Origin of the sequence: Streptomyces sp. DT224, assembly GCF_049844595.1 — a bacterium.
In the GTDB taxonomy this organism is placed as follows: Bacteria; Actinomycetota; Actinomycetes; order Streptomycetales; family Streptomycetaceae; genus Streptomyces.
Window position 1 is genome coordinate 233,202 of the sequence record NZ_JBNCLI010000011.1, and the last position, 17,677, is coordinate 250,878.

General features: G+C 73.0%; 17 protein-coding genes. 8 read left to right on the forward strand and 9 right to left on the reverse strand.

Translation table 11 applies throughout. The features are described 5' to 3' along the window. Window positions 1–19 precede the first annotated feature (19 nt). Complete coding sequence (locus tag ACLQ2N_RS27260) at window positions 20–658, forward strand: PH domain-containing protein (protein ID WP_425816860.1); 639 nt, start codon at window positions 20–22, stop codon at window positions 656–658. Between the two features lie 201 nt (window positions 659–859). Here the strand turns inward: ACLQ2N_RS27260 and ACLQ2N_RS27265 are convergent, their stop codons facing one another. The 3 genes from ACLQ2N_RS27265 to ACLQ2N_RS27275 all read right to left on the reverse strand — a co-directional run bounded on the left by ACLQ2N_RS27265 (window position 860) and on the right by ACLQ2N_RS27275 (window position 4,178). After that, window positions 860–2,503: a phospho-sugar mutase gene (locus tag ACLQ2N_RS27265; RefSeq protein WP_425816862.1), complete on the reverse strand. Its 1,644-nt coding sequence runs from the start codon at window positions 2,501–2,503 to the stop codon at window positions 860–862. Window positions 2,504–2,775: 272 nt separating this feature from the next. Further along, window positions 2,776–3,600 (reverse strand): purine-nucleoside phosphorylase, encoded by an 825-nt coding sequence (locus ACLQ2N_RS27270; RefSeq protein ID WP_425816864.1) that lies wholly within the window; start codon window positions 3,598–3,600, stop codon window positions 2,776–2,778. Between the two features lie 140 nt (window positions 3,601–3,740). Then, entirely contained in the window at window positions 3,741–4,178 is a 438-nt protein-coding gene (locus ACLQ2N_RS27275) for a gamma-glutamylcyclotransferase (RefSeq protein ID WP_026171252.1), read from the reverse strand. 261 nt (window positions 4,179–4,439) lie between these two features. On the opposite strand from ACLQ2N_RS27275, the gene ACLQ2N_RS27280 reads away from it, so the two are divergent. Together ACLQ2N_RS27280 and ACLQ2N_RS27285 are read left to right on the forward strand one after the other, a co-directional pair. Beyond that, complete coding sequence (locus tag ACLQ2N_RS27280; RefSeq protein WP_425816866.1) at window positions 4,440–5,879, forward strand: NAD(P)H-quinone dehydrogenase; 1,440 nt, start codon at window positions 4,440–4,442, stop codon at window positions 5,877–5,879. Between the two features lie 234 nt (window positions 5,880–6,113). Then, entirely contained in the window at window positions 6,114–7,037 is a 924-nt protein-coding gene (locus ACLQ2N_RS27285; RefSeq protein WP_425817121.1) for a DeoR/GlpR family DNA-binding transcription regulator, read from the forward strand. A gap of 31 nt (window positions 7,038–7,068) precedes the next feature. On the opposite strand, the gene ACLQ2N_RS27290 is transcribed toward ACLQ2N_RS27285, so the two are convergent. Both ACLQ2N_RS27290 and ACLQ2N_RS27295 read right to left on the reverse strand, forming a co-directional pair. Continuing rightward, a complete protein-coding gene (locus ACLQ2N_RS27290; RefSeq protein ID WP_425816868.1) occupies window positions 7,069–7,713 on the reverse strand; it encodes a TetR/AcrR family transcriptional regulator in 645 nt (214 codons plus the stop codon). A gap of 127 nt (window positions 7,714–7,840) precedes the next feature. Next, complete coding sequence (locus ACLQ2N_RS27295) at window positions 7,841–9,595, reverse strand: acetyl/propionyl/methylcrotonyl-CoA carboxylase subunit alpha (RefSeq protein ID WP_425816870.1); 1,755 nt, start codon at window positions 9,593–9,595, stop codon at window positions 7,841–7,843. A 372-nt stretch (window positions 9,596–9,967) separates the two neighbouring features. Between ACLQ2N_RS27295 and ACLQ2N_RS27300 the strand changes: the two genes are divergently transcribed. Continuing rightward, window positions 9,968–10,426 carry a hypothetical protein gene (locus ACLQ2N_RS27300; RefSeq protein ID WP_425816872.1) on the forward strand — a complete coding sequence of 153 codons (459 nt, stop codon included), beginning with the start codon at window positions 9,968–9,970 and terminating at the stop codon, window positions 10,424–10,426. Window positions 10,427–10,433: 7 nt separating this feature from the next. On the opposite strand, the gene ACLQ2N_RS27305 is transcribed toward ACLQ2N_RS27300, so the two are convergent. The 4 genes from ACLQ2N_RS27305 to ACLQ2N_RS27320 all read right to left on the reverse strand — a co-directional run bounded on the left by ACLQ2N_RS27305 (window position 10,434) and on the right by ACLQ2N_RS27320 (window position 13,184). Continuing rightward, window positions 10,434–11,045, reverse strand: a complete 612-nt coding sequence (locus ACLQ2N_RS27305) for a nucleoside triphosphate pyrophosphatase (protein WP_425816874.1) — start codon at window positions 11,043–11,045, stop codon at window positions 10,434–10,436. Window positions 11,046–11,120: 75 nt separating this feature from the next. Next, entirely contained in the window at window positions 11,121–11,249 is a 129-nt protein-coding gene (gene mmpB, locus ACLQ2N_RS27310) for a morphogenic membrane protein MmpB (RefSeq protein ID WP_260696836.1), read from the reverse strand. 130 nt (window positions 11,250–11,379) lie between these two features. After that, window positions 11,380–11,586 (reverse strand): acyl-CoA carboxylase epsilon subunit, encoded by a 207-nt coding sequence (locus ACLQ2N_RS27315; RefSeq protein ID WP_425816876.1) that lies wholly within the window; start codon window positions 11,584–11,586, stop codon window positions 11,380–11,382. A gap of 14 nt (window positions 11,587–11,600) precedes the next feature. Further along, a complete protein-coding gene (locus tag ACLQ2N_RS27320; protein ID WP_425816878.1) occupies window positions 11,601–13,184 on the reverse strand; it encodes an acyl-CoA carboxylase subunit beta in 1,584 nt (527 codons plus the stop codon). Window positions 13,185–13,317: 133 nt separating this feature from the next. Here ACLQ2N_RS27320 and ACLQ2N_RS27325 point away from each other — a divergent pair, with 133 nt between their 5' ends. The 4 genes from ACLQ2N_RS27325 to ACLQ2N_RS27340 all read left to right on the forward strand — a co-directional run bounded on the left by ACLQ2N_RS27325 (window position 13,318) and on the right by ACLQ2N_RS27340 (window position 17,640). Next, the gene (locus ACLQ2N_RS27325; protein WP_425816880.1) at window positions 13,318–14,178 is read left to right on the forward strand and encodes a biotin--[acetyl-CoA-carboxylase] ligase; all 861 of its coding nucleotides are present in this window, start codon (window positions 13,318–13,320) and stop codon (window positions 14,176–14,178) included. A 125-nt stretch (window positions 14,179–14,303) separates the two neighbouring features. Continuing rightward, the gene (locus tag ACLQ2N_RS27330; protein WP_425816882.1) at window positions 14,304–15,485 is read left to right on the forward strand and encodes an adenylate/guanylate cyclase domain-containing protein; all 1,182 of its coding nucleotides are present in this window, start codon (window positions 14,304–14,306) and stop codon (window positions 15,483–15,485) included. Window positions 15,486–15,561: 76 nt separating this feature from the next. After that, entirely contained in the window at window positions 15,562–16,374 is an 813-nt protein-coding gene (locus ACLQ2N_RS27335; protein ID WP_425816884.1) for an enoyl-CoA hydratase/isomerase family protein, read from the forward strand. Window positions 16,375–16,458: 84 nt separating this feature from the next. After that, window positions 16,459–17,640, forward strand: a complete 1,182-nt coding sequence (locus tag ACLQ2N_RS27340) for a diguanylate cyclase domain-containing protein (protein ID WP_425816886.1) — start codon at window positions 16,459–16,461, stop codon at window positions 17,638–17,640. The last annotated feature ends 37 nt before the right edge of the window (window positions 17,641–17,677 follow it).

The window sequence follows — 17,677 nt, forward strand, 5'->3', positions numbered from 1 at the left end:
GTCAGGCACAATCGGGCTCATGACGAGCCCCACGCCTGCCGACGAGCCCACCTACGCCGACCGGACCTTCCGGTCGCCCGCCGGGCTGGCCGGCGGCGTCCTGCTCCTCGTGCTGGTCTGCGGGATCGGCGGCGACGCCGCGTTCCGGGGCGAGGGGCGGGTGCCGTGGATGGCGCTGGCCGGGATGCTGACCGCCGTGCCCCTGATCGTCGCCTTCACGCTGCGCCCGGTGGTCGCCGCGAACGAGAGGCGCATCCGCATCCGCAACCCGTTCCGCACGATCACGCTGCCGTGGAGCGACGTCGCCGACGTACGGGCCGGGTATTCGAGCGAGCTCTTCACGCACGACGGTACGAAGTTCCAGCTCTGGGCCGTCCCCGTCTCCCTGCGGCAGCGCAAGAAGGCCGCCCGCCAGCAGTCCCGGCAGGCGGTGGACGACCCGTACCGGCGTACGTCCACGATCGCGGACGTGCGCGACACCCACGCCCGCACCGCGGCCGCCGACCGGAGCGTCGCGGACCTGCGCGAGCTGTCCGAGCGGGCCGGTGACAAGCCCGCGCCCGGCGCGCCCGCAGCCTCGGTGCGCTGGGCGTACGAGGTCATCGCCCCGGCCGCCGTCGGAGCGGTGCTGCTGGTGGTCCTCGGCGCGACCGGCTGACGACCCGGGCGCTCCCAGCCGGCCCGCCGCTGCGCCCGCGACGCCGGCCGGAAGCGGTTCGAGGCGCCCGGCCCGGCCCTCAGGGCCTGCAGCCGGGGGAACGGCGTGCGGAGGCTGACGCCCGGCTCGCGCGCGATGACGCCGGCGGGGTGCGGGCGGCGGGCCGAGCGGAGGGTGGCCGGGCCCCGGCCGCCCCCTCCCTCAGATGCCCGCCGCCGCCGACAGGTCGCGCTTGATGCCGGTCAGCAGCTCCGCGGCCCGGGCGCGGGCCGCCGGCAGCGCGTCGGCGGAGCCGACCGGTACGACGACCTCCAGATAGCACTTCAGCTTCGGCTCGGTGCCGCTCGGGCGGACGATCACCCGGGCGCCGTCGAGCCGGTAGCGCAGCCCGTCGGTCGGCGGCAGCCGGTCCGTGCCCTGCGACAGATCCTCGGCCGAGGCGACGGGGAGCCCCGCCAGAGCGGCCGGCGGCTGTTCGCGCAGGCGGCGCATCGCGTCGGCGATGACGGACAGGTCCTCGACCCGCACCGACAGCTGGTCGGTCGCGTGCAGTCCGTGCTCCAGGGCGAGGTCGTCCAGCAGGTCCAGGAGCGTGCGGCCCTGCTCCTTGAGCACGGAGGCGAGCTCGGCGACGAGCAGCGCGGCCGTGATGCCGTCCTTGTCGCGGACGCCCTCCGGGTCGACGCAGTAGCCGAGCGCCTCCTCGTAGCCGTACCGCAGCCCCTCGACCCGGGCGATCCACTTGAAGCCCGTCAGGGTCTCCTCGTACCCCAGGCCCGCCTTCTCGGCGATCCGGCCCAGCAGCGAGGACGAGACGATCGACTCCGCGAACACGCCGGTGGCGCCCCGGCGCACCAGGTGCGCGGCGAGCAGCGCGCCGGTCTCGTCGCCCCGCAGCATCCGCCAGCCGCCGTCCGCAACGGGGTCCGGTACGGCGACGGCACAGCGGTCGGCGTCCGGGTCGTTGGCGATGACGATGTCGGGGTTCGCCCGGCGCGCGGTGGTGAACGCGAGGTCCATCGCACCGGGCTCCTCAGGATTGGGGAAGGCCACGGTGGGGAACGCGGGGTCCGGCTCGGTCTGCTCCGCGACGAGCACCGGGGCGGGGAAGCCGGCGCGGTCGAAGGCGGCGGTGAGCACGGAGGCGCCGACCCCGTGCATCGCCGTGTAGACGACGCGGGCGGTCCGCGGCGAACCGGCGTCGAGCACGGCGTCGGTACGCGCCAGATAGGCGTCCAGGACCTCGTCGCCCAGGGTCTCCCAGCCGTCGGCGGGGCGCGGGACGGTGTCCAGCGGGCCGACCGCGGCGATGGCGGCGGCGATCTCGCCGTCGGCCGGCGGCACGATCTGCGAGCCGTCGCCGAGGTAGACCTTGTAGCCGTTGTCGCGGGGCGGGTTGTGGCTGGCGGTCACCTCGACGCCGGCGACGGCACCCAGGTGCCTTATGGCGTACGCGAGCACCGGGGTGGGCAGCGGGCGGGGGAGCACCGCCGCCCGCAGGCCGGCGCTGGTCATCACGGCGGCGGTGTCCCGGGCGAAGTCGGCGGACTTGTAGCGGGCGTCGTAGCCGATGACGACGAGACCGCCGGCCTGCCCCTGGTCCTTCAGGTACGCGGCGAGGCCGGCGGCCGCGCGGATGACCACGGCGCGGTTCATGCGCATCGGGCCCGCGCCGAGCTCGCCCCTGAGCCCGGCGGTGCCGAACTGGAGCGTTCCCGCGAAGCGGGTGGTGAGCTCGGGGATGTCCTCGGCGGCGATGAGCTTGGCGAGCTCTTCGCGGGTGTCGGGGTCGGGGTCCTCCGCCAGCCAGGCGCTGGCGCGGGTGAGGAGTTCCTGGTGCGTCACGGTGTCCGCCTTTCGGGGGTGGGTGCGGGTGAGTGGTGGTGCGGGTGGGGCGCCTGCGGCGGGCGTGTTCCCCTGCCCATCCCCAAGCTCTCAGCTTCGTTCGAGCAGGGGAGACCCCACTCTTCCCGGAACCGGGGCGCTGCCCCGGACCCCGCGCCTCAATCGCCGGCGGGGCTGAAACTTCGTCCGCAGAGGGAAGCGGCGGCGGAGAAAATCAAGCCCCTCCGGCGATTGAGGAGCGGGGGTGCGGGGGCAGCGCCCCCGCGAGACCCTCAGATCCGGTCCAGCACCCGCGCCAGCAACGACCCCATCCGCGCGGCGGAGTCGCGCCCCGCCTGCAGCACCTCCTCGTGGTTCAGCGGCTCCCCGCTCAACCCCGCCGCCAGGTTCGTCACGAGGGAGATGCCGAGGACCTCGGCCCCCGCCTCGCGGGCCGCGATCGCCTCCAGGACCGTGGACATGCCGACCAGGTCGCCGCCCATCACGCGGACCATGTTGATCTCGGCCGGAGTCTCGTAGTGCGGGCCGGGGAACTGCACGTACACGCCCTCTTCGAGCGTCTCGTCCACCTGCTTGCACAGGGCGCGCAGGCGCGGCGAGTACAGGTCGGTGAGGTCCACGAAGTTCGCGCCGACGATCGGCGACGCGGCCGTGAGGTTGATGTGGTCGCTGATCAGGACCGGCTGCCCGGGGCGCATGCCCTCCCGCAGGCCGCCGCAGCCGTTCGTCAGGACGACCGTGCGGCACCCCGCGGCGACCGCCGTGCGGACCCCGTGCGCGACGGGGCCGACGCCACGGCCCTCGTAGTAGTGCGTGCGGCCCAGGAACACCAGGGCGCGCTTGTCGCCGATCACGTGCGAGCGGATCGTGCCGCCGTGGCCCTCCACGGCGGGCGCGGGGAAGCCGGGCAGGGCGGTCACCGGGAACTCGGCCGCCGGAACGCCGAGCGCGGCAGCGGCCGGCGCCCAGCCGGAGCCCATCACGAGGGCGACGTCGTGAGTCTCGGCACCGGTCAGCTCGCGCAGGCGGGCGGCGGCGTCGGCGGCGGCGGCGTACGGGTCGCCCTGGATGTGGTCCGGAATAACTGATGCGTTCACGCGGATGAGGGTAACCGCTGAATCCCTACGCGCGTAGATGCCCCTGTACAGAGTCTTGCGGGATTCGTTCGTGCGTTCCGACAATCGGGGTCGCGCGGAGCCGGAGGGGGCAGGTCGCCCGCCCCTCGCCGCTCCTCCCGTCAGCAGGGCCGCTTGCGCAGTTCCATCACGTAGTCGTGCGGCGCGCCCGCCGATTCGGCCGCGTCCGCGATCTCGCCCAGATAGCGGGCGGACGGCAGGCCGCCCTCGTAACCGTTCAGCACATAGATCCAGGCCGGTTCCTCGCCGTCCAGGGTGTGCACCCGGATCCGCATGCGCCGGTAGATGTCGAGGCCGACGCCCTCCCAGCGGTCCATGGAGTCCTCGTCCATGGGTGCCAGGTCGTACAGGGCGACGAACACCTGCGAGCGGGGCGCCTCCACCACGGTGGCCAGCGCTCCCTCCCAGCCCATCTGCTCCCCGCCGAAGGTCAGCCGCCAGCCGTTCAGCCAGCCGGTGCCGCGCAGCGGTGAGTGCGGGGCGCGGCGCGTCATCAGCCGCGCGTCGAGGTTGCCGGCGTACGCGGCGTAGAGCGACATGGGATCGAGGGTACGGGAGGTGACGGCGGGCAGGCCGGTTCCTGTGAGGAACGCCCCCTGAGGGGAGGCGCGAACGGGACGGACACGCCCGCCGCGTCCGTGCGCCGTGCGCCCCGGCGCACGTATGGAGGGCCCCGGGGAGAAGCACCTTGGCGCGTGCGGGACAATGAAGTACGTACTGCATTCCCCCGGGGCGATCCCCCGGACCCCCGGCCGGGGCAGCAGACGGCCGCGGGACGAGAAACGCGAGGCGGACTTTTCGTGACCCGGATCGTGATCATCGGCGGCGGACCCGGCGGGTACGAGGCGGCACTGGTGGGCGCCCAGCTCGGCGCGGAGGTGACCGTCGTCGACTGCGACGGCCTCGGCGGCGCGTCCGTCCTCACCGACTGCGTGCCCTCGAAGACCCTGATCGCGACGGCCGAGGTGATGACCACCTTCGACTCCTCGTACGAGGAGCTGGGCATCATCGTCGCCGACGACACCCCGCACATAGAGCAGGCCGCACGTGTGGTCGGCGTCGATCTGGGGAAGGTCAACCGCCGCGTCAAGCGCCTGGCGCTCGCGCAGTCCCACGACATCACCGCTTCCGTCACCCGCGCCGGTGCCCGCGTGATGCGCGGGCGCGGCCGTCTGGTGGGCCTCCAGGCCGCCGACGGCTCCCGGCAGGTCGTCGTCACGGCCGCCGACGGTACGGAGGAGACCCTCACCGCCGACGCCGTGCTGATAGCGACCGGTGGGCACCCCCGGGAGATCCCGGACGCCCAGCCCGACGGCGAGCGCATCCTGAACTGGACCCAGGTCTACGACCTCGACGAGCTGCCGCAGGAGCTCATCGTCGTCGGCTCCGGTGTGACCGGCGCCGAGTTCGCCGGCGCCTACCAGGCCCTCGGCTCGCGCGTCACCCTCGTCTCCTCCCGTGACCGGGTGCTGCCCGGCGAGGACCCCGACGCGGCGGCCGTCCTGGAGGACGTGTTCCGGCGGCGCGGCATGAACGTCATGGCCCGCTCCCGCGCCCAGTCCGCCAAGCGCGTCGGCGACCGCGTCGAGGTGACCCTCGCCGACGGCCGGGTCATCTCCGGCACGCACTGCCTGATGGCCGTCGGCGCCATCCCGAACACCGCGGGCATGGGCCTGGAGGAGGCCGGCGTCCGGCTCAAGGACTCCGGGCACATCCGCACCGACAAGGTCTCCCGCACCAGCGCGCCCGGCGTCTACGCGGCCGGTGACGTCACCGGCGTCTTCGCGCTCGCCTCCGTCGCCGCCATGCAGGGCCGCATCGCGATGTACCACTTCCTCGGCGACGCGGTGGCCCCGCTGAACCTCAAGACGGTGTCCTCGAACGTCTTCACCGACCCGGAGATCGCCACCGTCGGCTATACGCAGGCGGACGTCGACGCGGGCACGATCGAGGCGCTGGTCGTCAAGCTGCCGCTGCTGCGCAACCCGCGCGCCAAGATGCAGGGCATCCGGGACGGCTTCGTCAAGATCTTCTGCCGCCCCGGCACCGGCATCGTCGTCGGCGGCTGTGTCGTCGCCCCCCGGGCGAGCGAGCTGATCCATCCGATCTCGATCGCCGTCGACAACAATCTGACGGTCGAGCAGATCGCAAACGCCTTCACTGTGTACCCGTCCCTGTCGGGATCGATCGCCGAAGTGGCCCGCCAGTTGCACAGCCGTAAGCGCACGGGCGAGGCGTGACCGGGCCGGAAAACCCGGGTCACGGCCCGGCATTCCCCGGCAACTCCCGCCAAGTCGGGCGGCCCGGGGCCGCCGTTCGATCAGGAGACGACAACAAGGCGGTCTCCTATACCACTTGGTGACCGCCTGCATGTACAACTTCTGCTATTCGGCGCAAACTGCTGAAAAGTCCCGCGCGGTCACGTTACTGTCAGTTTCGTGTTCGCTGCAGAACGTCGTCAGTTGATCCTCGAAATGGTGCGTGCCAACGGGGCTGTATCGCTCCGTGAGCTCGCCCGCGTCGTCCAGACCTCCGAAGTGACCGTACGGCGGGACGTGCGTGCGCTGGAGGCAGAAGGACTCCTCGACCGCCGGCACGGCGGTGCGGTCTTGCCGGGCGGTCTTACGCGGGAGTCCGGCTTTCCGCAGAAATCCCATCTCGCCACTGCGGAGAAGACCGCCATCGCCGATCTGGCCGCCGGCCTCGTCGAAGAGGGCGAGGCCGTCGTCGTCGGTGCCGGTACGACCACGCAGGAGCTGGCCCGCCGGCTCGCGCGCGTTCCCGGCCTGACCGTCGTCACCAATTCCCTGCTCGTCGCCCAGGCGCTGGCCCATGCCAACCGGGTGGAGGTGGTGATGACGGGGGGCACCCTGCGTGGCTCCAACTACGCCCTGGTGGGCAGCGGGGCCGAGCAGTCCCTCCAAGGGCTGCGGGTCTCCCGCGCGTTCCTGTCCGGGAGCGGGCTCACCGCCGAGCGCGGGCTCTCCACGTCCAACATGCTCTCCGCGAGCGTGGACCGGGCGCTGGTGCAGGCCGCGGCGGAGGTGGTGGTCCTCGCGGACCACACGAAGCTCGGCTCCGACACGATGTTCCAGACCGTGCCGACGGATCTCATCACCCACCTGGTGACGGACGAGCCCGCCGCGCACGACGATCGGTCGGCGGCGGAGTTGCAGGCGCTGGCGGATCAGGGCGTACGCATCGCTGTCGCGGGGGGCGGGGCGTCCGCGGCCTCGTCGGCCGCGGGCGATCCGGGGGCGTCGGGCGGGCGGCCCGCCCGGCGCGAGATGCCGTTGCCCGGGCAGCGGCGTACGCAGGGACAGCCGTTGCGGGCGCTCGGGGAGCCGGGGGTCGGTGAGCGGGACCGGGCGCGGGTGGCGGACCTGCGGCGGCGGTAGCCCGGGGGCGCCGCCCCCGTACCCCCGCTCCTCAATCGCCGGAGGGGCTTGCTGCGCCGCCGGCGGGACGTGCGGTGCCGCCGCCTGAGGGGCTGGGTGTGCTCAGCCCTCGCAGTGTCAGCTTCAGCAGGCGGCTCGCCAGTTCCGGATCGTCCGGGGACTGCTCCGCTGCCAGCGCGATCGCGTTCGTCAGTTGCATCAGGTCGTCGATCGAGACGTCCGGGCGGACCGCGCCCGACGACTGGGCCCGGGTCAGAAGCGTCGAACCCGCCTCGCGCAGCGGGGTGTTGCACCGTGCCAGGGCCGAACTCTCGTCGCGGCAGGTGGACATGAGCGCCTGGGCAAGACCGCGGTACTCGCCCGCGTGGGTGACGATGGCGCCCAGCCACTCCACCAGCGCGGCGCACGACCGGTCCGAGCCGGCCAGTTCGCGGGAGCGGGTGATCAGGGCCGTCACCGCCTCCTGGAAGACCGCGCTCATCAGCGCGTGCCGGGTCGGGAAGTGCCGGTACAGCGTGCCGATGCCCACCCCCGCGCGCCGGGCGACGTCCTCCAGGGACGCGTCGGTGCCGTGTTCCGCGAAGGCGGTACGGGCTGCCGCCAGCAGCCGGCCGTAATTGCGGCGCGCGTCGGCACGCATGGGCCGGGCCGGTGCCCCTGCCTGGCTCGTCGCCATGGTGCGGTCCCTCCTGTCTCCCCGGTCTCCAGGATGCCATCGCGCGGGCGGCCCCCGTCCCCCGAATGCGCCGGTGCCCCGGTCACGTCCGACGACATGACCGGGGCACCGGCGGGGAAGAGCCGGGTCAGTCCTTGATCTCGCAGATGACGGCGCCGGAGGAGACCGAGGTGCCGACCTCGGCGGCCAGGCCCTTGACCGTGCCGGAGCGGTGCGCGTTCAGCGGCTGCTCCATCTTCATGGCCTCCAGGACGACGATCAGGTCGCCCTCCTTGACCTCCTGGCCCTCCTCCACGGCGATCTTCACGATCGTGCCCTGCATCGGAGAGGCGAGGGTGTCGCCGGAGACCGCCGAGCCGGACTTCTTCGCCGCGCGGCGCTTGGGCTTGGCGCCCGCCGCGAGGCCGGTACGGGCCAGGCTCATGCCGAGCGAGGAGGGCAGCGAGACCTCCAGGCGCTTGCCGCCGACCTCCACGACCACCGTCTCGCGGCCGGACTCGTCGTCGGCCTCCGCCTCGGCGGGCGCGGTGAACGGCTTGATCTCGTTGACGAACTCCGTCTCGATCCAGCGGGTGTGGACGCGGAACGGGTCGGCGGTGAACGCCGGGTCCGCCACGACCGCGCGGTGGAACGGGATGGCGGTCGCCATGCCCTCGACGTGGAACTCCGCCAGGGCGCGCGCGGCACGCTGGAGCGCCTGCTCACGCGTCGCACCGGTCACGATGAGCTTGGCGAGCAGCGAGTCCCAGGCGGGGCCGATGACCGAGCCGGACTCCACGCCCGCGTCCAGGCGGACGCCCGGACCGCTCGGCGGGTCGAACCGGGTCACCGTGCCGGGCGCCGGCAGGAAGCCCCGGCCCGGGTCCTCACCGTTGATCCGGAACTCGAACGAGTGACCGCGCGAGGCGGGGTCGTCGTAGCCCAGCTCCTCGCCGTCGGCGATCCGGAACATCTCGCGGACCAGGTCGATGCCGGAGACCTCCTCGGTCACCGGGTGCTCCACCTGGAGGCGCGTGTTGACCTCCAGGAAGGAGATCGTGCCGTCCATGCCGACCAGGAACTCGACCGTGCCGGCGCCGACGTAGCCGGCCTCCTTCAGGATCGCCTTGGACGCCGCGTACAGCTCGGCGTTCTGCGCGTCGGAGAGGAAGGGGGCCGGGGCCTCCTCCACGAGCTTCTGGTGGCGGCGCTGGAGCGAGCAGTCACGCGTCGAGACGACGACCACGTTGCCGTGGGTGTCGGCCAGGCACTGGGTCTCCACGTGCCGCGGCTTGTCGAGGTAGCGCTCCACGAAGCACTCCCCGCGCCCGAACGCGGCGACCGCCTCGCGGACGGCGGAGTCGTACAGCTCCGGAATCTCCTCCAGCGTGCGCGCGACCTTCAGGCCGCGGCCGCCGCCGCCGAAGGCGGCCTTGATCGCGATCGGGAGGCCGTGCTCCTTCGCGAACGCGACGACCTCGTCGGAGCCCGAGACCGGGTCCGGGGTGCCCGCGACGAGCGGGGCGCCGGCGCGCTGCGCGATGTGACGGGCGGCGACCTTGTCACCGAGGTCCCGGATCGCGTGCGGCGGCGGGCCGATCCACGTCAGACCGGCGTCCAGCACGGCCTGGGCGAACTCGGCGTTCTCCGAGAGGAAGCCGTAACCCGGGTGGATCGCGTCCGCCCCGGAGTCCTTGGCAGCCTGGAGCACCTTGGCGATGTCCAGGTAACTGGCCGCCGGGGTGTCACCGCCCAGAGCGAATGCCTCGTCGGCCGCACGGACGTGCAGAGCGTCACGGTCCGGGTCGGCGTAGACGGCCACGCTGCCGATACCCGCGTCCCGGCAGGCCCGGGCAACACGGACAGCGATTTCGCCACGGTTGGCGATGAGCACCTTGCGCACGATGGCTCCCTCCTTGAAACAAGCTGAGTTTAGGGACTACCGACACGGTCCTACGACCCGTCCCCAATGGTGAGCTTGCCCACACGGAGTGTGATTCGAGGCGCGCTCAAGTCGCGAAATCCCTTGTGCCACCACGGTACGCCGGGTTCTGAAACCGCACAGTAGCGATCGAGTGTGGTCCAGGTCTCTATCGCCACGGGCAGCGACTTACGGTGATTCTTTGTGGGGTTCCCACTAAGGGGTGGGCAATTCTTTGCCCGACCCACGAAAGCCCGGAGAGACGGGGCGCGTCCGGGGCGCGCACGGCTCTTGTCGTGGCCATTACCCGTTAGTAGGGTCCGCGCTAGTGCACGTACTGCTGGTAACAGGGGGGTGAGCGTCGTGGTGCGCAGACTGGTGGCCTTCCTGGCCGCGCTCGTGCTGGCCGTCGAAGCCGTGGGCATCGTGATCATCAACGTGGTCCTGGGCACGGTCGTGCGGAACCAGGACATGTCCCTCGCCGGCACGGATCCCGAGGTGATGTCCAAGGGCACGTGGGTGCTCGGCGGGGTCTCCGGGCTCTTCCTGCTCCTGTGCGCCGTGTTCCTCGTGCTGACGGGCGCCCGCGACCGCGCTGTGGGGCGCGCCGCCCGGATCGTGCTGATCTGCTGCGCGGTCGTCCACGGCGTGCTCGGTGCGCTGACGGTCGGCCTCGTCGGCTGGGGGGCCTTCGCCTGGATGATGGCGGTGCTCGGCCTCGTCGTGCTCGCCCTGGTGGCGTACGGGCCCGAGCCGGCCGGCCCCGGGCCGCAGCCCGAGGCCGAGCAGCCGGCCGCGCCCGCGCCGGTCTGAGCGCCGCTCAGGCCCAGAGGTCGGTGACCGCGATCCCCAGCTCGCCCAGCAGGCGGCGCAGCAGGGGCAGCGAGAGCCCGATGACATTGCCCGGGTCGCCCTCGATGGAGTCCACGAACGGTGCCGAGCGCCCGTCCAGGGTGAAGGCCCCCGCCACGTGCAGCGGTTCGCCGGAGGCCACGTAGGCGGCGATCTCGGCGTCCGTCGGCTCCCCGAAGTGCACCGTGGTGGACGCCGTCCGCGAGACCGTGCGGCCGGTCGTGGTGTCCGTCAGGCTGTGCCCGGTCCGCAGGATTCCGGCGCGGCCGCGCATCGACTTCCAGCGGGCGGTGGCCTCCTCGGCGTCGGCCGGCTTGCCGAGCGCCTGTCCGTCGAGCTCCAGCACCGAGTCGCAGCCGATGACCAGGGCACCGGCGGTCTCGGGGAGCGCGGCGACGACGGCCGCCTTGGCCTCGGCGAGGACGAGGGCGAGTTCGGCGGGGGTGCCGGCGGTGAGGGCGTCCTCGTCGACGCCGCTGACGATGACCTCGGGGGCGAGGCCGGCTTGGCGGAGGAGGCCGAGGCGGGCGGGGGAGGCGGAGGCGAGGACGAGGCGGCGGGGTGTGGTCATGCGCGCCATCGTACGGACGCGGGCCGTTCGGGAGCGCCGCCCCCGGGCCCCCGCTCCTCAAGCGCCGGAGGGGCTCGAAACGCCTCAGCGCGTGCCCAGGACGAACATCGCGACGACCATCGCCAGGGCCAGGACCAGTCCCGCTCGGCGCATCATCGTCTCCGCGTCGCGGAGTTCCTCGGGGGGTTTGTTCTCGGGGTCGGACCAGAGCATGACTCGATCCTGCTGCGGGGCCCCGGGCGGCGCCTGAGTACGCGTACTCAACCGCCGCCCCACACGTCACCAGCGGTTAGGGCCTGTCCGGCGGATCGTCGTGGGCCCGCGAAGATCCGCCGGACAGGCCCTACGCGGGCCAGTACGTACGGGCCCAGGCGCGCGGGCCCGGCAGGGGGCGGCCGCGCCGGGCCAGGCCGCTCGGGTGGGACCAGCCGGCCGGCGGTTCCGGGGTGTGGGACGGCACCGCGGACACCGCGGCGGCACGGGCCCGGACGACCGCGAGCGCGGCGGCCAGTTCCTCCGGGGTCGGGTTGCCCCGTACGACCTTGATCATGGCCAGGACCCTTTCTAGAGGGGGATGTTGCCGTGCTTCTTGGGCGGCAGCGCCTCACGCTTGGTACGGAGCTGGCGCAGGCCCTTCACGATGTGGGCGCGGGTGTCGGAGGGCATGATCACCGCGTCCACGTACCCGCGTTCGGCCGCCACGTACGGGTTGAGGAGCGTGTCCTCGTAGTCCGCGATCAGTTCGGCGCGGGTGGCCTCCTGGTCCTCGGCGGCGGCGATCGTACGGCGGTGCAGGATGTTCACCGCGCCCTGCGCGCCCATGACGGCGATCTGCGCGGTCGGCCAGGCGAGGTTGACGTCGGCGCCCAGGTGCTTGGAGCCCATGACGTCGTACGCGCCGCCGAACGCCTTGCGCGTGATCACCGTGATCAGCGGGACGGTCGCCTCCGCGTACGCGTAGATCAGCTTGGCGCCGCGCCGGATGATGCCGCCGTACTCCTGGTCGACGCCCGGCAGGAAGCCCGGCACGTCCACGAACGTCAGCACCGGCACGTTGAACGCGTCGCAGGTGCGGACGAAACGCGCCGCCTTCTCACTGGCGTTGATGTCCAGACAGCCGGCGAACTGCATCGGCTGGTTGGCGACGATGCCGACCGGGTAGCCCTCGACGCGGCCGAAGCCGGTGATGATGTTCGGCGCGAACAGGGCCTGGGTCTCCAGGAACTCGCCGTCGTCCAGCACGTGCTCGATCGCGGTGTGCATGTCGTACGGCTGGTTCGCCGAGTCCGGGATCAGCGTGTCCAGCTCGCGGTCCTCGTCGCTGACCGCGAGGTCGGCCTCCTCCGGGAAGGCCGGGGCCTCGGAGAGGTTGTTCGACGGCAGGTAGGACAGCAGCGACTTGACGTACTCGATGGCGTCCTTCTCGTCGCCCGCCATGTGGTGCGCGACGCCCGAGGTGGTGTTGTGCGTCCGGGCTCCGCCCAGTTCCTCGAAGCCCACGTCCTCGCCGGTGACCGTCTTGATGACGTCGGGGCCGGTGATGAACATGTGCGAGGTCTGGTCGACCATCACCGTGAAGTCGGTGATCGCGGGGGAGTACACCGCGCCGCCCGCGCACGGGCCGACGATCAGCGAGATCTGCGGGACCACGCCCGAGGCGTGCACGTTGCGCCGGAAGATCTCCGCGAAGAGCCCCAGCGCCGCCACGCCCTCCTGGATGCGGGCGCCGCCGCCGTCGTTGATGCCGATGACCGGGCAGCCGGTCTTCAGCGCGAAGTCCATCACCTTGACGATCTTCTCACCGTAGACCTCGCCCAGCGAGCCGCCGAAGATGGTGAAGTCCTGCGAGTACACGCAGACGGGACGGCCGTCGACCGTGCCGTAGCCGGTGACGACGCCGTCCCCGTACGGCCGGTTCTTCTCGATGCCGAAGTTGGTCGAGCGGTGCCGGGCGAACTCGTCGAGCTCCACGAAGGAACCCTCGTCGAGCAGGAGACCGACGCGCTCGCGCGCCGTCAGCTTGCCCTTCGCGTGCTGCTTCTCCACCGCGCGCGCCGACCCGGCGTGGGTCGCCTCGTCGATACGGCGCTGCAGGTCCGCGAGCTTGCCCGCGGTGGTGTGGACGTCGGTCTCTTCCGGCTCGGACATCGGGTGGCGGCTCCCTGCCTGGTCACGGGGACGACTTGGCTGCTGATCTGCTGACGAACAGCTACTGAGCCGTAGCGTATCGGCGCGGATACGGTTCGGCAGTGCGTCCTTTGACACACCTAGGGTGGCTTGCATGACACCTTCGGATGCGCCACAGAGCCGTTGGTCGGACCTCGGCCGGCCGCCCCTCAACGTCCCCGCGCTGCGCCGCGGACTGCTGCGGCCGGGCTCGCTGTGGACCGCCCTCGACGTGGTCGGGTCGACCGGCTCCACCAACACGGATCTCGCCGCGCGCGCGGCGGACCTTACCGAGGGCACGGTCCTCGTCGCCGAGGAGCAGACCGCCGGGCGCGGGCGCCTGGAGCGCACCTGGACCGCCCCGGCGCGCTCCGGCCTGTTCTTCTCCGTCTACCTGACCCCGGAGAACGTGCCCGCCGAGCGCTGGGGCTGGCTGCCGCTGCTCACCGGCGTCGCGGCGGCGACCGGCCTCGCGCGCGCGGCGGGCGTCGACATGGCCCTGAAGTGGCCCAACGACCTCCTGGTCACAGTCGGTGGCGAGGAGCGCAAGACCGGCGGCATCCTCGCCGAGCGCGCCGGCGACGGCGTCGTCATCGGCATCGGCCTCAACGTCTCGCTGCGCGCCGACGAGCTCCCCGCCCCCACCGCCGCGTCCCTCGCCCTGGCCGGTGCGGTCTCCACCGACCGCGAGACGCTGCTGCGGGGCGTCCTGCGCTCGGTCGAGCACTGGTACGGGCTCTGGCGCGACGCGGACGGCGACGCGGCGGCGAGCGGGGTGCAGGAGGCGTACGCGGCCGGCTGCGCGACCCTCGGCAAGGCCGTACGGGCCCAGCTGCCCGGCGACCGCACGCTCACCGGCGAGGCCGTCGCCGTCGACGGGGACGGGCGGCTCGTCCTGTCCACCGGCGACGGACGCGAAGCGGTGTCCGCGGGCGACATCGTGCACCTGCGGGGCGTGGCGGGCGGCCTGACCTGAGCGCGGGGCGCCCCGGCCCCGCGCCCTGAGGACGTGAGGTAGGGCACACCTGCCGTATCGTTGAGGTGATCCACCGACGGACAGATCGGCAGGGCAGTGCGCAGGGAACGGGCAGGAGGCGGCTGGTGACCGTCGACGACACGACCTCCGGCGATGGAGCGCAGAAGTCGTCGGACTCCTCGGTGCACGCCACACCGCACCACGAAGTCGACCACACGGCCGAGCCGACCGACGACCCCCTCGCGATCCGGCTCGAACAGCTGATCCTGGGCGCCGACCGGCGCTACACGCCGTTCCAGGCGGCCCGCACGGCCGGCGTCTCCATGGACCTGGCCTCCCGCTTCTGGCGGGCCATGGGCTTCGCGGACATCGGTCAGGCCAAGGCGCTCACCGAGGCCGACGTGCTGGCCCTGCGACGGCTCTCCGGTCTCGTGGAGGCCGGGCTGCTCAGCGAGCCGATGGCGATCCAGGTCGCGCGGTCGACCGGGCAGACCACCGCCCGGCTGGCCGAATGGCAGATCGACTCCTTCCTGGAGGGCCTGACCGAGCCCCCCGAGCCGGGCATGACCCGCACCGAGGTCACGTATCCCCTGGTCGAACTGCTCCTGCCCGAGCTGGAGGAGTTCCTGGTGTACGTGTGGCGGCGCCAGCTCGCCGCCGCCACGGGCCGGGTCGTGCAGGCGGCCGACGACGACGAGATGGTCGACCGGCGCCTCGCCGTGGGCTTCGCGGACCTCGTCGGCTTCACCCGGCTCACCCGCCGTCTGGAGGAGGAGGAGCTCGGCGAGCTGGTCGAGTCCTTCGAGACCACCTGCGCCGACCTGGTCGCGGCGCACGGCGGCCGGCTCATCAAGACCCTCGGCGACGAGGTCCTGTTCGCCGCCGACGACGCGGGGACCGCGGCCGAGATCGCGCTGCGCCTCGTGGAGGCGATGACCGTGGACGAGACCATGCCGGCGCTCCGGGTCGGCATCGCCTTCGGCACGGTCACCACCCGGATGGGCGATGTCTTCGGCACGACCGTGAACCTCGCCAGCCGGCTGACCTCGATAGCGCCGAAGGACGCGGTGCTGGTCGACGGCGCGTTCGCCGAGGAGCTGAAGCGTACGGGCGAGGCCCCGGTCTCGGAGGCGCGGGCGACGGAGGAGGCCGCGGCGGCGGCCGAGCGGGCCGAGAAGGAGGGCCCGGACGCCGAGGTGGTCCCGGTGCCGAAGTACCGCTACGGCCTCCAGCCGATGTGGCAGCGCCCGGTCCGCGGCCTCGGCGTGGTCGAGCCCTGGCTGCTGGCCCGGCGCGGCACGTCCTGAATCCGTTCCGTACACCCTTCCGGGGCCGCCCCCTAGGATCCCTTCGGTAACGCTCGTTAACCGACAGGGGTGCAGCATGACCGTCACGTCCGAGCAGCGGTTCGGGGAGTTCGTCGTCGTCCGGGCCCACGAGGGGCTCGATCACGTCGCCGAGCTGGTTCTCGACCGGCCGAAGGCCATGAACGCGGTGTCCACGGCCATGGCCCGCTCGATCGCCGACGCCTGTGACGCGCTCGCCGCCGACCGCGACGTACGCGTCACCGTCCTGACCTCCAGCCATGAGCGGGCGTTCTGCGTGGGCGCGGACCTCAAGGAGCGCAACTCCTTCAGCGACGCCGACCTGGTGCGCCAGCGGCCCACCGCGCGCGCCGCCTACACCGGGGTGCTGGAGCTGCCCATGCCGACGATCGCCGCCGTGCACGGCTTCGCCCTGGGCGGCGGCTTCGAGCTGGCCCTGTCCTGCGACCTGATCGTCGCCGACCCGACCGCCCTGGTGGGGCTGCCCGAGGTCTCCGTCGGCGTCATCCCGGGCGGCGGCGGCACCCAGCTGCTGCCCCGCCGGGTCGGGGCCGCGCGCGCCGCCGAGCTGATCTTCAGCGCCCGCCGGGTGCACGGCCCCGAGGCCCGGGAGCTGGGCCTGGTGGACGAGCTGGTGGCGGAGGGCGAGGACCGGACCGAGGCGCTGGCCCTGGCCGGCCGGATCGCCGCGAACTCGCCGGTCGGGCTGCGCGCGGCCAAGCGGGCGCTGCGGCTCGGGCACGGGCTCGACCTGCGGGCGGGCCTGGAGGTCGAGGACTCCGCGTGGCGGTCGGTGGCCTTCTCCGGGGACCGGGCGGAGGGCGTGGCCGCGTTCAACGAGAAGCGGAAGGCGAACTGGCCGGGGGAGTGACCCAGGGTGTCCGTTTCCGGCGAAATGATCACGCTCCGGAGTCGCCGGGTGATCACCGAACTCATATCGCCCTAAACTGGCGCAATGGGTGGTGACGACGCACGACTGCGCGCCGTGGTCTCGTTGGCGCAGGCGATGGCCGCGGCGCAGACGCCCCGTGGGTGCTGGCGGGCTGCCGCCCTGGGGGCCTGCGAGGCGCTGGGCGGCGGCTTCGCCGCGCTCTCGGTCTGGGAGCGCGACCGGGGCCGGCTGAAGGTCCTGGTCAACGCGGGTGCGCGGGCCGAGGGCGAGGAGGAGTTCCCCGAGGAGGAGGTCTACCCGGTCCACCGGTTCCCGGAGATCACCGAGTTCCTGCACGAGCGGTGGGCCGGGGGCGGCGAGCCGGACGCCTGGGTGGAGACCGCCGAGGGCCCGGTGGACGGGGAAGCGGGCCGGGATCCGGCGGGCGGTGCGCGCGGGTACGGGCCCGGCTACTGCCACCAGCGCGTGGCGGCCCTGCGCCGGCGCGGGCGCGGGTGCTGCGTGGTCGCGCCGATCGTGCTGCACGGGCGGGCCTGGGGTGAGCTGTACGTGGCCCGGCCGGTGGGTGCACCGGTCTTCGGGAGGGCGGACGCCGACTTCGCGACGGTGCTGGCCGCCGTGGTGGCCGCCGGGCTCGCCCAGACCGAGCGCCTGGAGGAGGTCCGCAAGCTGGCCTTCACCGACCCGCTGACCGGCCTGGCCAACCGCAGGGCCGTCGACGTGCGGCTCGACGAGGCGCTGGAGCGGCACCGGGCGGACGGCGCGGTCGTGAGCCTGGTCGTCTGCGACCTGAACGGGCTGAAGTGGGTCAACGACACCCACGGCCACGCGGTGGGCGACCGGCTGCTGGAACGTTTCGGCTCGGTGCTGTCCCGGTGCGGGGCCATACTGCCCGGCGCGCTGGCGGCCCGGCTGGGCGGTGACGAGTTCTGCCTGCTGGCGGTGGGCCCCGGGTCGGACGAGGTGGTCACCGTGGCCACCGAGTTGTGCGAGCGGGCGGCCGGGCTGGAGTTCGGCAACGGGGTCGCCTGCGGGATCGCGTCGACCGGTGACGACATCGGCCCGGTGGTCTCGGCCCGGCGGCTGTTCCGGCTGGCGGACGCGGCGCAGTACCGGGCGAAGGCGGCCCGCTCGGATCGCCCGGTGGTGGCGGGGCGCGACGACGAGGTGATCCGGCTGGCGGACTCCCCGCCGAAGTCCCCGCACGACCGCCGTCACCTGCGCGGCAACCCGCCCGAGGCGTGACCCGTACGAGCGGCGCTCGGGTAAGGGTCCCACCCGC

Coding starts and splice junctions, on each gene's coding strand:
- ACLQ2N_RS27260 (WP_425816860.1), top strand. CDS start 20: ATGACGAGCCCCACGCCTGCCGACGAGCCCACCTACGCCGACCGGACC.
- ACLQ2N_RS27275 (WP_026171252.1), bottom strand. CDS start 4,178: ATGTCGCTCTACGCCGCGTACGCCGGCAACCTCGACGCGCGGCTGATG.
- ACLQ2N_RS27285 (WP_425817121.1), top strand. CDS start 6,114: ATGGTGCGTGCCAACGGGGCTGTATCGCTCCGTGAGCTCGCCCGCGTC.
- ACLQ2N_RS27290 (WP_425816868.1), bottom strand. CDS start 7,713: ATGGCGACGAGCCAGGCAGGGGCACCGGCCCGGCCCATGCGTGCCGAC.
- ACLQ2N_RS27305 (WP_425816874.1), bottom strand. CDS start 11,045: ATGGCGCGCATGACCACACCCCGCCGCCTCGTCCTCGCCTCCGCCTCC.
- mmpB (WP_260696836.1), bottom strand. CDS start 11,249: ATGCTCTGGTCCGACCCCGAGAACAAACCCCCCGAGGAACTCCGCGAC.
- ACLQ2N_RS27315 (WP_425816876.1), bottom strand. CDS start 11,586: ATGATCAAGGTCGTACGGGGCAACCCGACCCCGGAGGAACTGGCCGCC.
- ACLQ2N_RS27320 (WP_425816878.1), bottom strand. CDS start 13,184: ATGTCCGAGCCGGAAGAGACCGACGTCCACACCACCGCGGGCAAGCTC.
- ACLQ2N_RS27325 (WP_425816880.1), top strand. CDS start 13,318: ATGACACCTTCGGATGCGCCACAGAGCCGTTGGTCGGACCTCGGCCGG.
- ACLQ2N_RS27335 (WP_425816884.1), top strand. CDS start 15,562: ATGACCGTCACGTCCGAGCAGCGGTTCGGGGAGTTCGTCGTCGTCCGG.
- ACLQ2N_RS27340 (WP_425816886.1), top strand. CDS start 16,459: ATGGGTGGTGACGACGCACGACTGCGCGCCGTGGTCTCGTTGGCGCAG.